Raw genomic sequence first — 14,094 nt, 5'->3', positions numbered from 1 at the left:
AAGCAACAAACCTTGCGAAAACAGCCTTTTTAAAATAATCATAAAAAAGAACCCCTAAAAATAGAGGTCCCAAAATAATTAAACGTTAAAGCGGAAGTGCATGACATCTCCGTCTTTAACAATGTATTCTTTTCCTTCGAGGCGGACTTTTCCTGCTTCTTTTGCAGCTGTCATGTTGCCTGCAGCGACAAGGTCATCATAGGAAACTGTTTCTGCACGGATGAAGCCTTTTTCAAAGTCGGAGTGAATAACTCCCGCACATTGAGGAGCCTTCATGCCTTTGCGGAATGTCCAGGCGCGGACTTCCTGTACGCCGGCTGTGAAATAAGTTGCCAGTCCAAGCAGGTTGTAGGCTGCTCTGATCAGCTGATCAAGTCCGGATTCTTCGATGCCTAGCTCCTGAAGGAACATTTCTTTTTCTTCCCCGTCAAGCTCTGCAATTTCAGATTCGATTTTTGCACAGATAACGATCACTTCCGCATTATCTTTTGCGGCAAATTCTTTTACCTGCTGCACATATTCGTTAGAAGAAGGATCCGCTACATCGTCCTCGCTTACGTTTGCCACGTAAAGCACAGGCTTGATTGTCAGCAGGTGAAGACCTTTTACAATCTTCATTTGCTCTTCTGTGAATTCAACTGTACGGGCTGGCTTATCGTTTTCGAACGCTTCTTTTAATTTTTCCAGAATTTCAAGCTCGATCACAGAATCTTTATCCTTCTGCTTAGCCAGCTTGCTCACACGGCCAATTCGCTTATCAACTGACTCAAGATCAGCCAGGATCAATTCCAGGTTGATGACTTCGATATCATCGATCGGGTCCACTTTCCCCGCGACGTGTGTAATATTGTCATCCGCAAAACAGCGGACAACCTGGCAGATGGCATCTACTTCACGGATGTGGGACAGGAATTTGTTTCCAAGACCTTCCCCTTTGCTCGCACCCTTTACGATGCCGGCAATATCCGTAAATTCGAAAGCCGTTGGCACAGTTTTTTTCGGCAGAACCAATTCAGTTAATTTATTCAAACGGTGATCAGGCACTTCTACAATCCCTACATTCGGATCAATTGTACAGAACGGATAGTTCGCAGACTCCGCTCCCGCCTGGGTAATTGCATTAAACAACGTAGATTTCCCGACATTCGGCAAACCTACAATACCAGCTGTTAAAGCCATCCAAGTCACTCCTCAGTCTAATTTCATCTATAAAAAATACGATTGATTCTCATTTAAACAAGCCTCTAACAATTATAGATAGTTGCCGGAGAAATGTAAAGAAAAGGTGACAGGTACCTATACCACTTAGCCTAAGTGGTATAGGTACCTGTCACCGCTGCTATTAAACCTTCTCAATATTCACAAGGCAGTCATACAATGTGCTGCCAAGGCCGTTGTCCGATTCGCGGCTGGATGTAAGGTTATTGACGGGGCCGCCGAATTTTGCCCAGATCCCTTCATCGATATTGATGGTATCCGGATGGGCTTTTTTCATGATATGGACATAGCCATTCATTTCCCCGCGGTCATTCCACACTTTGACGTAATCGTTCTCCTGCAGGCCAAGCTTTTCGGCAATATTATCGGCAATTTCCACCTTTGGCTTTGGCTTCGGCTTCAATAGGTGATAATGCTGCGAATGGTTGGACCGGAGCGGATGAATCGTCAGCAGGGTGAAAGGAAACTGTTCGGCACGCTCTTTATCGGTCCATTTGGTTTCCCGTGGAAGAGCGAGTGTCAGCCTGCTTTCGGAACCCTTTCGGAACGAGGTAAATTCATATTTGCCGCTTGGTGTCTTGAACTGGCGGTCTCTCCAGGGCACCGTATCAACCGGAAGTTCCATATGGTGGGAATTCCGTAAGCTACCAAGTGTAATCCCCTGTTCTTTAAGCGTTCCAAGGCCAAGGCTGATGAATTCTTCTCTTGTAAAATCGAAATCGGCTCCGAATCCGAGTCGTTTGGCAAGCTCGGTCCATACCCATAAATCAGGCTTCGCTTCGCCTGGCGGTTCAGCCAGCTTCGGACTATGGTTGACATAATGATGGTACATGGAAGAATAATAGAGATCTTCCTGTTCAAACACGGTTGCAACAGGCAGAACGTAATCTGCCATTTTAGCCGTGTCTGTCATAAACTGCTCCATCACGACAACGGTCTCAACAGATGCAAAAGCCTCGCGTACCCTTGAAGAGTCAGGCACCTGGGTTAAAGGATTTCCGCACGTAACGAAGATCATCTTAATCTCAGGATCCTTTGCTGTTAAAATCCCTTCTGCCTGCCGCATCATCGTAAATTGCCTGAAAGCTGTTTTACGCTCTGAGAGGGTGAGGGCAGCCGCATCAAAGCTCTGTCCTACCTGTCTGTTGGCGTAGTTTGCACCGCCGCCCGGAATCCCGATATTGCCGCTCACGGCAATCAAAGCATCCATCAGCCTGATCGTATTCCCGCCGTTTTCGTAGCGCTGCATGCCCAGGCCAAAGAAAGTGGACACGGGGCGATCGCCATACACCGCTGCAAGCTCGGTCATCACTTCAGCAGGCACTTCCGTTTTCTCTGCGATTTCCTCAAGCGTTACACTTTCGAGCAATTCAATCAAATCTTCAAAACCAACTGAATAGGTATCTATGAAACTTCTATCTTCCAATCCCAGACGGAGCATTTCCTTCATGATGCCGGCCGCAAGCCATCCATCCATCCCCGGCTTGATGGAAAAATAGCGGTCGGCCATTTTAGCCGTCGCATTATAAATCGGATCAATCACATATAATTTGGCACCCTGTTTCTTTGCCTCCTGCAGCCTTTGAGACAGGTGCATATTGGTGCGGGCAACATTTCTGCCCCAGACGACAATGTGCCTGCTGTTCAAAATATCTTCAGGAGCATGGCTGTACGCATCTCCGAAATCTGAGCTCTGAGCCTCAATGCCGGCTCCCCAGCAGATTGACCCTACTAATTCAGTCACGCCGCCATAGCAGTTGAAAAAGCGCTGATCCAGGTTCGTCAGCAAACCGCCATTGGCATAATCATGGCTGTGAAGAATTGAAGTGGTTCCAGCCGTTTCTTTTAGCTCCTTCATTTTCAGGGAAATATCGTGCAAAGCCTGCTCCCAGGAAATGGGCACAAATTCTCCATTTACCTTTTTCAGCGGATGAAGCAGGCGCTCCGGAGAATTGGTTCTGCTTTCAAGCATTCTGCCGCGGCCGCAAATTTTCCCCTTTGTGATCGGATGGTCCGGATCGCCATCTACCTTTGTTACTTTACCGTCATCCACGGTTACATGAAAGCCGCAGCTGTCCCAGCAGTTAAGGGGACAGGCTGACTTGAATGTTTGTGCCACCAACCTCATCTCCCTGCAGTTTGTCTCTTATTCCTCATGCTTAACAAGAATTTTCTTCATCTTCCGGGCGAATTCCCTTCTTGGGATCATTACGCTGTGTCCGCAGCCTTCGCACTTAATGCGGATATCTGCTCCCATCCGAATGATTTTCCATTTGTTTACCCCGCATGGGTGAGGCTTTTTCATTTCCACGACATCATGTAAATCAAATTCTTTTTGCTCCATGTTTATCCCTCCGCATTCAGTTTTGGGTTATCCTGCTCATTCCGTGTGTACATCACAAGGCGCGGGAACGGAATTTCAATGCCATGCTCATCTAAACAAAGCTTAATTTCCTTCCGCAGCTGGCGCGCTATATAAAAATGCCTCATGGGCAGTGTCTCCGAAACAACTCTCAGAACCACTTCCGAAGCAGCCAGGTTCTGAACTCCAAGGATTTCCGGTGTTTTCACCATATCCTCATACTTCTCAGGCAGCTTCTCAAACAGCTCCTGCAAAACCTTTTCGGCTTTTACAATATCGCCTTCATACGAAATCTTGACATCCACAAATGCCACACTATTATTTAATGAAAAATTGGTCACCTGCATAATGCTTCCGTTGGGGAGGATGTGAACCTCACCCGTCCAATTCTTAATCTTCGTCGTCCGAAGTCCGATTTCTTCCACTGTACCTTCAAATTGATCAACCCGGATATAATCCCCAACCGAAAACTGATCTTCGAAAATAATGAAAAATCCGGTGATAATATCCTTTACAAGGCTCTGTGCTCCAAACCCGACAGCCAACCCGACGATTCCGGCACCGGCCAAAAGGGCTTTTACATCAATTGTCAGCACCGATAAGATCATGATCGCCGCAACGAAAAACACCACATAGGTGAGCATATTCTCCAGCAGCTTCAAAAGGGTGGCTTCCCTGCGCTCTGAGATTCGCAGCCTGGACGGCGTTCTCAGCTTAAAAATATTGCGGATCGCCAGCTTCCCGATCCTGATCAGGATGCTCGTCACAATCAGAATGGCCACAATCTTAAAAATGCCTTCCCCGATCGTGATCCAGGTTTCTTCATTCGAAATCTTATCTATCATACTGTGCATCATAATTTCAATAGGACTCATGGTTTCACCTGCTCATTTTTAGTGAAAATATATAAAAGCGGAAGGCGCCCGCTTATCGGCGACAAGCTTAGACCCGAGAGCCGATGGCGCCTGGAGCTGGACAGTTATCGCGTTCAAAATTTCCAGTCTTTATCTTGAATGAATTATACTGCATCTCGTCCCTCAGTGCGAATCCCTCTGTAAAACAAAATTATTTTATCAATTTTTCTCATGGCTTAACAGTTAAAAAACCGGTTGTTTAACGATTAAATAATACAGGTATGTATAGATTACACAAAAATTCCGTATACTGTTAAAAACGTATAAATACTTGTTTTTCGGGCATGGCAAGGATTAAAGAGGGAGTGGACCTATATGAACTTCAAACCAAACTTGTTTGATAAAAAAGGCGGGGCTTCTGCCAGAATCTCGCATGAAGAAACAAACTCTGCAGAAAAATTGGCTGCTGAACTGAAGAATATTCTGTCTGCGGGCATCGGCTGCCGTCCCATCGTTTTTGTCTGCATTGGCACAGACCGCTCTACAGGCGATTCATTAGGTCCGCTGGTCGGCACACTCCTTGAGGAAAAATCCATGTCATCTTTCCATGTGTACGGAACACTGGAGGACCCGATCCATGCCGTGAACCTTGAGGAAAAACTGAACGAAATCAAAAAGAAGCACTTTAACCCCTTTATCATCGGAATCGATGCATGCCTCGGCCGTCTGAAGAGCGTCGGAGTCATCCAAATTGGAGAAGGCCCGGTCAAACCGGGTGCCGGAGTCAATAAAGACCTGCCGGAAGTAGGGGACATGCACATCACCGGCATCGTCAATGTCAGTGGATTCATGGAATTTTTCGTCCTTCAGAACACCAGGCTCAATCTCGTCCTGAAAATGGCGAAAACCATCGCAGAGGGCATCTATGAAGCCAGCCTCTCCCACCAGACAGCGCCGGCATGGCCTGCATTTAAGTGGGAACTGAACCGTGAACAAACACCTTAATAGAGTGGAAAGCCGCAGGGGAGTGAGCCTGCGGTTTTTTGTTGGGCAGGGGAGGGGGATTGTGCATACATCCGTTTTGTGGGCGGGGTCCTTCATGTTTTCGCGCTCGTCCTGCTCTCTGTTTTGATCGTCAATTCCGTTTTCTGTAACGAGGAAGTGTGGCAAATGTGAGATAAAATTAGAAACTTGTTAGATAAACTTCAAAATTTGCTAGATAAATTCACATACATGCTAGATAAAACCCAAATCATGCTAGATATATTCACAAACCTGTTATAAACCGCCAAGCACGCTCATTTTCCCGGAAAAACAGCTGACTTGAGCACGAATCTCGTGCACTTGACTCGTGAATTCGCGCGGCTCCAGCCAGATTTAACACCATTCCGGCATAAAAAAATGCACCATAAGCACACCAGCGACCGTGCCCACGATGCACATTCCTTCATCTAAAAATAAATCCCATAAAAATAAACAACCGACACAATAATTCCCGTAACCACAATTCCAGGAAGCAGGTTCGCCACGCGGATTTTCGTAATGCCTGTCAAATTCAGCCCAATCGCAAAGATCATGATTCCCCCTGTTGCGGTCATTTCCTTGATAAAGCTATCCATCAGAAGCTGGGGGACAAACCGGTCGATTTGAGTGGCAAATAGGGCAATGAGTCCTTCATACAGCATCACCGGAAAAGCTGAGAAGAGCACACCGATCCCTAATGTAGTCGTTAAGATGAGGGAGGTGAAGCCGTCAATAATCGATTTGGTATAAAGCACCGAGTGATCGCCGCGGATGCCGCTGTCAAGCGCCCCGATAATGGCCATAGCACCAATGACAAAGATAAGCGTAGCGGTTACGAAGCCCTGCGAAATGCTGCCCTGGCCTTTCGAGCCAATTTTGCTTTCAAGCCAATCGCCAAGCTTGTTGAGCTTATCTTCGAGAGCAAAATACTCTCCAATCACCGTTCCGAACACAAGGCTCAAAATCACCACGAGGAAATTCTCGCTTTTAAAGCCCATTTGCAGGCCGAGCACCATGACCGCAAGGCCAATTGCATGCATGACAGTGCCCTTCATATTTTCGGGAATGCGATGGAGCAATTTCCCGAGCAGTGTTCCAATAATAATCAATAATCCATTTACAAGTGTACCCAGCAGAAACATACTCTTCACCTTATTATTTCGCAATGCGAATTATTTTCTATTAAAATTACCACGAAAGGCCTGAGCCTACAATCCTTTTTTATAAAATCCTGTAAAAAAATAAACCATCATAAAGATGGCTTACTGATGTGTTTCTAAAAGCTCCATAATGCGTTCCAAATCTTCTTTTGAGAAAAATTCAATCTCAATTTTCCCTTTGTTTTTGGTCTGTTTAATATGGACGGTCGTCCCGAAGCGTTCCCTGAGGGAGGATTCGCGTTCCTTAATGAAGATATCCTTTTGGACTGCCGGCTTTTTCGTTTCACGTGAAACATCGTTCAGCTGCTGAATCAGCTGTTCAAGCTGACGGACATTTAAGCCGTCTTTAACTGTTTTTTCAACAAGCGCCTGCAGCTTTTCTTTTTTTCGCAGCCCCAATAGCGCCCTTCCGTGTCCCATGGAAATTTTGCCTTCTGAAATCAGTCCTTGTATGGTCGGAGGAAGGGATAGCAGGCGAATATGGTTGGCAATATGCGGCCGGCTTTTTCCCAGGCGCTTGGCCAATTCCTCCTGTGTCACCTTGAGCTTCTCCATCAGCAGCTGGTAGGCAGCCGCTTCTTCAATCGGCGTCAAGTCTTCACGCTGCAGATTTTCAAGCACAGCGAGCTCCATCATCTGCTGTTCAGTCAGTTCTCTTACAACAACAGGAACTTTCTCCAGGCTGGCTTCTTTTGCTGCCCGGTAGCGGCGCTCTCCGACAACAATTTCATAGCCCTTGATGCTTTTGCGGACGATGATCGGCTGCAGAATTCCATGTTCAAGGATGGATTGCTTCAATTCCTCGATAGCTTCCTTTTCAAACACCTTGCGCGGCTGATAAGGGTTTGGACGAATGTCCTTTATTTTTACTTCCTGTACGGTTTCTTCACTTTCGGTTTCAGCATTATTGAAAAAAGCATTCAGACCTTTTCCCAGACCTTTAGCCATTTGAAACCACTTCCTTTGCCAGTTCTAAATATACTTCAGCTCCGCGTGACTTCGGATCATAAGTAATGATAGGTTCTCCATGGCTCGGAGCCTCTCCCAGCCGCACATTGCGGGGGATGATTGTTTTATAGACTTTATCCTGAAAATACTTTTTCACTTCTTCAATGACCTGAATGCCGAGATTTGTCCGGGCATCAAGCATTGTCAGCAGAACGCCTTCGATTTTCAAATCATGGTTCAGATGCTTCTGCACAAGGCGGACAGTGTTCAGAAGCTGGCTCAGCCCTTCCAGTGCATAGTACTCGCACTGCACGGGTATGATTACGGCATCTGAAGCGGTAAGCGAATTAATTGTCAGTAATCCGAGGGAAGGAGGACAGTCAATAATCACATAATCAAAGTTTCCTTTTACTTCCTCAAGAGCCCTCTTTAATCTGACTTCCCGTGAGATCGTCGGCACCAGTTCAATTTCTGCGCCTGCCAGCTGAATGGTTGCCGGGATGGCGTATAAGTTCTCTACCGAAGTGGGTTTAATGACCTTTGATGCTTCCACATCATCCACGAGGACGTCATAAATGCAATGATCGACATCCGCTTTTTCAATGCCGATTCCGCTTGTGGCATTGCCCTGCGGATCAATGTCGACCAGCAGCACTTTCTTGCCTATGTATGCCAGGCATGCGCCAAGATTGACGGAAGAGGTCGTTTTGCCGACTCCGCCTTTCTGGTTCGCAACGGCTATAATCTTGCCCACAGTATCACCTGCTTTCATCTATCAATATTCCAATCTATCTATCTGCGAATTCATTCGTATCGTTAAATCACGTAGTCTATTTTATCACGAAAAACAGGGCAGAATTATTTTTTTGTAAAAAATAAGAAGATTCTAATAGTCTTTTTATCGTCCTTCAAAAAAAACGCGAGAAATAAAACAGGGAGCCCCCGCTTTATTTCTCGCGTAAAAAAATTATTTCTTTTTAGGAATCTTGATCGTGATTTGATAAAATTCATCAAATTCTTCTTCTTCGGAATCAAGATTAATGCCGCTGTCAGAAACCATGGATAGAGATTGCCTGATGGTGTTGACCGCAATTCTCATATCCTTGCTGAAAGCCTTTCGTTTCGGCTTCGGCTTCGGATTTTTCTGTTCGAGAATTTTGACAACCCGGTCTTCCGTCTGCTTCACATTGAGATTCTTTTCCACAATCTCCTGCAGCAGGGCGACCTGCTTCTCCGGGTCCTTCAGCGGGATGAGTGAACGGGCATGCCGCTCTGTAATTAATTTGTTTAACAATGCTTCCTGGACAGGCTGCGGCAATTTCAGCAGCCGAAGCTTGTTGGCAACGGTTGACTGGCCTTTTCCAAGGCGCTGTGCCAATGCCTCCTGTGTCAGGCTATGCAGCTCTAAAAGTTTTCCGTAGGCAACAGCTTCTTCAATCGGGGATAATTCTTCCCTTTGAAGATTTTCAATTAAAGCTACTGAAGCCGTTTCGGTATCGCTGAGATTTTTGACAATAGCCGGAGCTTCTTCCCAGCCCAGTTTTTTCATGGCCCGGTATCTGCGCTCACCGGCTATGATTTCAAACTGGCCATCCTCAAATTCCCGTACGACGATTGGCTGGATGATTCCATGTGTATGGATCGTCCGGGAAAGCTCTTCTATTTTTTCATCATCAAATACCGTTCTTGGCTGGAAACGGTTAGGGACGATTTGATCAATAGGAATTTTCTTAACTTCTTCTCTGTCGCTTAAGTCTTCAATATCCAGCTGTTCTTCTGCTGGCTTTTCCGCTGTCACTTGTTCTCCCTTTTCGCCTAGGCCAAAAAAGCGTGAGAAAGAATGCTTCATCACCCTGCACCACCTTTACGAAACTCCCTATTACATATTCTCTATCATCATGACAAATCCTGCTGGACAGGAGCAATATTAATATCTGGAAAAATCGAAACGTTTACACCATTATGTCATACAATGGCAAATTGCGCACCCTATTCAATTGGTGTTTTATTGGGTGTCCCCGGCTTCCGCGGGTACTTTTTAGGAGTATTCTTTTCTTTTTTAATGATTAAGATATTGCGCTCACTTTCTTCCTCGGGGAGGGTGAACGTGTGGGAATCCACAAGTCTTCCGCCCAGAACCGAGACGGCCTTTTTGCCGGCATCCAGTTCTTCCTTTGCGCTGGCGCCCTTCATGGCCACAAATGTGCCTCCTGTTTTAGCCAGCGGCAGACACAGCTCGCTTAAAACGGATAATCTGGCAACAGCTCTTGCTGTCACCACATCAAAAGACTCACGGTATTCCTTGTTCTGGCCAAAGGTTTCCGCACGGTCATGGATAAAGCGGACATTCTCAAGCTCCAGCTTTTTCGCCAGATGCTCCAGAAAACCGATGCGTTTATTAAGCGAGTCAACGATCGTAATATGTAAACCGGGAAAAGCAATTTTAATCGGTATGCTCGGGAAGCCTGCCCCTGCACCGACATCACAGACCGTTAGCGGCTGGCTGAAGTCAAAGTAAAAAGCCGCGCTTATGGAGTCATAGAAGTGCTTTAAATACACATCTTCCTTTTCCGTAATGGCTGTTAAATTCATTTTTTCGTTCCATTCCACCAGCGTGGAATAGTAGGTGTCATATTGCTGCAATTGCTGTGGCGAAAGGGCAATCCCCTTCGCCGCCAGCATTTCAGTAAATTGTTCGGTATTCATTTAGTAATCCTTTCCGTTCTCTGACATAATCGGATTTTCCTCTTTACTCAGCTGAAACTCGTGCAATTCTCCCCTGTTCTAAATAAACAAGCAAAATGGAGATATCTGCAGGATTAACTCCGGAAATTCGCGAAGCCTGTGCGAGAGACAGCGGCCTTACTTCCTTCAGCTTTTGTCTTGCTTCGGAAGCCAGTCCGTTAATATCATCATAATCGATGTTTTCAGGGACCTTTTTGTTTTCCATTTTCTTAAGACGCTCTACCTGCTGAAGGGACTTTTCAATATAGCCTTCATACTTAATCTGGATCTCCACCTGCTCGGTTACATCGGGATCAAGCGCAGTTTCAGCCGGAGCGAGCTGCCCGATATGCTCATATGTCATTTCCGGACGCTTCAGCAGATCTGAGGCGCGGATGCCGTCTTTCAGTTCGCTTCCGCCCTGGCTTTTGATCAGCTCCTGCACGTCAGAAGCAGGCTTGATGAAGATGCTCTTAAGACGTGCTTTTTCGTCTTCTATCGCCTGCTTTTTCAGCTGGAATCTTTCATAGCGTTCCTCACTGATCAGACCAACTTTGCGGCCAAGCTCTGTTAAACGCAGGTCGGCATTGTCATGGCGAAGCAATAGACGGTATTCCGCTCTTGAAGTCAGTAGACGGTAAGGCTCGTTCGTGCCTTTGGTTACAAGGTCATCAATCAGGACGCCAATATAAGCATCTGAACGGCTTAAAATAACTTCTTCCTTATCCAGCGATTTCAATCCGGCATTCATGCCTGCCATTAAACCTTGTCCGGCAGCTTCTTCATAACCGGACGTCCCGTTAATCTGGCCCGCCGTATAAAGATTTTTCACCTTTTTAGTTTCCAGTGTCGGCCATAATTGCGTTGGGACGATGGAATCATATTCAATCGCATAGCCGGCACGCATCATCTGCACCTTTTCAAGCCCAGGGATCGTTCTGAGAATCTGCTGCTGCACATCCTCAGGCAAGCTTGTTGAAAGCCCCTGCACGTATACTTCCTGAGTATTGCGGCCTTCAGGCTCAAGGAAAATCTGATGGCGCGGCTTATCGTTAAAGCGGACAACCTTGTCTTCAATGGACGGGCAATAGCGCGGGCCAGTTCCTTTGATCATGCCGGAGTACATTGGCGAGCGATGAAGATTATTGTCGATCAATGTATGCGTTTCTTCATTGGTATACGTCAGCCAGCATGGGAGCTGGTCTGTAATATACTTGGTTGTTTCATAGGAAAAAGCTCTTGGCACATCATCGCCAGGCTGGATTTCCGTTTTGCTGTAATCAATGGTATGGCTGTTGACGCGCGGCGGCGTTCCAGTTTTAAAACGGACCAGATCAAAGCCAAGCTCCTGCAGATGCTCTGAGAGCTTAATGGATGGCTGCTGGTTATTAGGGCCGCTTGAGTACTTCAGTTCACCAAGAATGATTTCCCCTCTTAAGAAGGTTCCGGTCGTAATGACGACCGCTTTGGAATGATACACGGCGCCTGTCTGGGTGACAACGCCCCTGCATTCTCCATCTTCAACAATCAGATGTTCAACCATTCCCTGAATAAGCGTCAGGTTCCGTTCATTTTCCAGTGTTTTTTTCATTTCATGCTGATAGGTGAACTTATCGGCCTGTGCTCTTAATGCACGTACGGCAGGCCCTTTTCCTGTGTTCAGCATACGCATCTGAATATGGGTTTTATCAATGTTCTTGCCCATTTCTCCGCCAAGGGCATCGATTTCCCTTACGACGATTCCTTTTGCAGGTCCCCCAACTGACGGGTTACATGGCATAAAGGCTACCATATCCAGGTTGATTGTAATCATTAATGTCTTTGCGCCGAGACGGGCCGAAGCAAGGCCTGCTTCCACACCCGCGTGTCCGGCTCCGACTACTATGACATCATAACTTCCAGCTTCATATGTCATGATGCGGCCTCCTTTGCTGCAATCAGGCAAGCCACAGACCCAGGCTCAATAGAGGCTGAACCGGCCGATTGCAAAAGTTAAAAAATCTATTATCCGCTGCGTCAGCTGACACAGCTCTCTTAAATCATCTATTTTCCTAAACAGAACTGCGAGAATAACTGGTCAATCAGGCTTTCATGGACACTTTCCCCAATAATTTCACCAAGCAGCTCCCATGTTCTTGTCAAATCAATCTGCACAATATCAATCGGTGTTCCCATCTCAACACCCTGCATCGCTTCATCAATGGCATTTTGCGCCTGATTCAACAGGGCAATATGGCGGGTATTGGATACATACGTCATATCCCCGGCTTCGATGGAGCCTGCAAAGAATAAAGAAGCAATGGCTTCCTCAAGATCGTCGACTCCCTGGTCTTCCAATAAAGAGGTTGTCACCAGTTTATGATGCTTCGAAAGCTCGCGGACGCGATTCATGTCGATCTTTTGATTAAGGTCGGTTTTATTGACAATCACAATAACGTCCATGCCTTCGACCGCTTTAAATATATTTTCATCCTCAGACGTCAATTCATCCGAGTAATTGAGCACGAGCAAAATTAAATCTGCTTCCTTTAAAACCTGTCTCGATTTTTCGACACCGATCCGTTCGACGATATCTTCCGTTTCACGAATGCCGGCTGTATCCACCAGACGGAGCGGCACTCCTCTGACATTCACATATTCTTCAATAACATCACGGGTGGTGCCCGGTATATCAGTCACAATCGCCTTATTTTCGTGAACAAGGCTATTCAATAAGGAAGATTTCCCAACGTTTGGCCGTCCAACGATGACCGTGGAAAGTCCTTCACGCAGTATTTTCCCCTGCTGTGAGGTTTGAAGGAGCTTTTCGATCTCTTTCTTTACATAGGAAGCCTTCTCCATCAGCATATGATGGGTCATTTCCTCGACATCATCGTATTCCGGATAGTCGATATTGACTTCCACGTGAGCCAGGATCTCCAGAATTTCCTGCCGAAGCTTCCCAATAAGCTTTGACAGCCTTCCTTCCATCTGGCCAAGTGCCACGTTCATTGCCCGGTCCGTCTTGGCGCGAATCAGATCCATGACCGCTTCTGCCTGTGATAAATCAATCCGTCCGTTCAAGAAGGCGCGCTTTGTAAATTCACCCGGCTCAGCAAGCCTTGCACCATTATTCAGCAAAAGCTGCAGCACGCGATTCACGGAAACCAGTCCGCCATGGCAGTTGATTTCTATGACATCTTCCTTCGTAAAGGTTTTCGGTCCCTTCATAGCTGAAACCATCACTTCTTCAGCAATCTCTTCAGTTTTCGGGTCAACAATATGTCCATAATGAATGGTATGGGACGCCACATTCTTCAGCCGCTTGCCTCCTACCCCTCTGAAAAGAAGGTCCGCAATGTCAAATGCCTGATCCCCGCTCAGGCGGACAATGGCAATGGCTCCTTCTCCCATCGGCGTAGATATCGCAGCGATTGTATCGAATTCCAATTCATTCACCTCTCTTTTCTTCTTACTTCCATCTATATAAAAAATGAATCCTGCTTTCGATTCCCCAAATTAATAGAATATCACAAGGCTTTTTTTTAGAAAAGCATATCAGCCCGCATTTCCGGCTTGTCCATCAGTTCAGCATGTTACTTATCAACATCCCGCTTCATGTCAGCGAGCGAAAAAATTATCCACACGTCTCATAATTAATATGCTCTATTTTAACTTATCCACATGTGAATAACAATAAAACCAATTGAGATTTAATAATTTGCAGGGCTTTGACGGAGAACGACAAAAAAATCCCAATCCGGAATGGTTTGGGATTTTGCGTAATGAGTAATTTATGTTTTGGACGTTGATAACTGTCCAGCTA

The 14,094-nt window shown here is 46.2% G+C and carries 12 protein-coding genes; 1 reads left to right on the top strand and 11 read right to left on the bottom strand.

The window, feature by feature from the left end; all coding sequences use genetic code 11:
- Window positions 1-78: 78 nt before the first annotated feature.
- From ychF to CHI10_RS17835, 4 genes are all read right to left on the bottom strand, one after another.
- Window positions 79-1,179, bottom strand: coding sequence for a redox-regulated ATPase YchF (ychF, locus tag CHI10_RS17850; RefSeq protein ID WP_095245557.1), 1,101 nt, complete (start codon window positions 1,177-1,179; stop codon window positions 79-81).
- A 163-nt stretch (window positions 1,180-1,342) separates the two neighbouring features.
- A complete protein-coding gene (locus tag CHI10_RS17845; RefSeq protein ID WP_095245556.1) occupies window positions 1,343-3,337 on the bottom strand; it encodes a molybdopterin-dependent oxidoreductase in 1,995 nt (664 codons plus the stop codon).
- A gap of 27 nt (window positions 3,338-3,364) precedes the next feature.
- On the bottom strand, window positions 3,365-3,562 hold the full coding sequence (locus CHI10_RS17840; RefSeq protein WP_061793278.1) for a DUF951 domain-containing protein: 198 nt from the start codon (window positions 3,560-3,562) through the stop codon (window positions 3,365-3,367).
- A 2-nt stretch (window positions 3,563-3,564) separates the two neighbouring features.
- On the bottom strand, window positions 3,565-4,455 hold the full coding sequence (locus tag CHI10_RS17835) for a mechanosensitive ion channel family protein (protein WP_095245555.1): 891 nt from the start codon (window positions 4,453-4,455) through the stop codon (window positions 3,565-3,567).
- A gap of 354 nt (window positions 4,456-4,809) precedes the next feature.
- Between CHI10_RS17835 and yyaC the strand changes: the two genes are divergently transcribed.
- Window positions 4,810-5,439, top strand: coding sequence for a spore protease YyaC (gene yyaC, locus CHI10_RS17830; protein ID WP_095245554.1), 630 nt, complete (start codon window positions 4,810-4,812; stop codon window positions 5,437-5,439).
- Window positions 5,440-5,885: 446 nt separating this feature from the next.
- Here yyaC and CHI10_RS17825 read toward each other — a convergent pair whose 3' ends face one another.
- The 7 genes from CHI10_RS17825 to mnmE form a co-directional block, all read right to left on the bottom strand.
- The gene (locus tag CHI10_RS17825; RefSeq protein ID WP_076262927.1) at window positions 5,886-6,599 is read right to left on the bottom strand and encodes a DUF554 domain-containing protein; all 714 of its coding nucleotides are present in this window, start codon (window positions 6,597-6,599) and stop codon (window positions 5,886-5,888) included.
- Window positions 6,600-6,719: 120 nt separating this feature from the next.
- Window positions 6,720-7,565 carry a ParB/RepB/Spo0J family partition protein gene (locus CHI10_RS17820; RefSeq protein WP_095245553.1) on the bottom strand — a complete coding sequence of 282 codons (846 nt, stop codon included), beginning with the start codon at window positions 7,563-7,565 and terminating at the stop codon, window positions 6,720-6,722.
- Window positions 7,558-8,319 carry a ParA family protein gene (locus CHI10_RS17815; RefSeq protein ID WP_095245558.1) on the bottom strand — a complete coding sequence of 254 codons (762 nt, stop codon included), beginning with the start codon at window positions 8,317-8,319 and terminating at the stop codon, window positions 7,558-7,560. The genes CHI10_RS17820 and CHI10_RS17815 overlap by 8 nt, the downstream gene beginning before the upstream one ends.
- 213 nt (window positions 8,320-8,532) lie before the next feature.
- On the bottom strand, window positions 8,533-9,414 hold the full coding sequence (noc, locus tag CHI10_RS17810) for a nucleoid occlusion protein (RefSeq protein WP_095245552.1): 882 nt from the start codon (window positions 9,412-9,414) through the stop codon (window positions 8,533-8,535).
- Between the two features lie 140 nt (window positions 9,415-9,554).
- The gene (gene rsmG / locus CHI10_RS17805) at window positions 9,555-10,271 is read right to left on the bottom strand and encodes a 16S rRNA (guanine(527)-N(7))-methyltransferase RsmG (RefSeq protein ID WP_095245551.1); all 717 of its coding nucleotides are present in this window, start codon (window positions 10,269-10,271) and stop codon (window positions 9,555-9,557) included.
- Window positions 10,272-10,314: 43 nt separating this feature from the next.
- Window positions 10,315-12,204, bottom strand: a complete 1,890-nt coding sequence (gene mnmG, locus CHI10_RS17800; protein WP_095245550.1) for a tRNA uridine-5-carboxymethylaminomethyl(34) synthesis enzyme MnmG — start codon at window positions 12,202-12,204, stop codon at window positions 10,315-10,317.
- Between the two features lie 128 nt (window positions 12,205-12,332).
- Window positions 12,333-13,718 carry a tRNA uridine-5-carboxymethylaminomethyl(34) synthesis GTPase MnmE gene (mnmE, locus tag CHI10_RS17795; RefSeq protein ID WP_095245549.1) on the bottom strand — a complete coding sequence of 462 codons (1,386 nt, stop codon included), beginning with the start codon at window positions 13,716-13,718 and terminating at the stop codon, window positions 12,333-12,335.
- Between the last annotated feature and the right edge of the window lie 376 nt (window positions 13,719-14,094).

The sequence above is a fragment of the Bacillus sp. 7894-2 genome (assembly GCF_002272225.1).
In the GTDB taxonomy this organism is placed as follows: Bacteria; Bacillota; Bacilli; order Bacillales; family Cytobacillaceae; genus Cytobacillus.
Note: the sequence above shows the minus strand (reverse complement) of the source record. Positions and strands in the feature narration are given on the sequence as shown.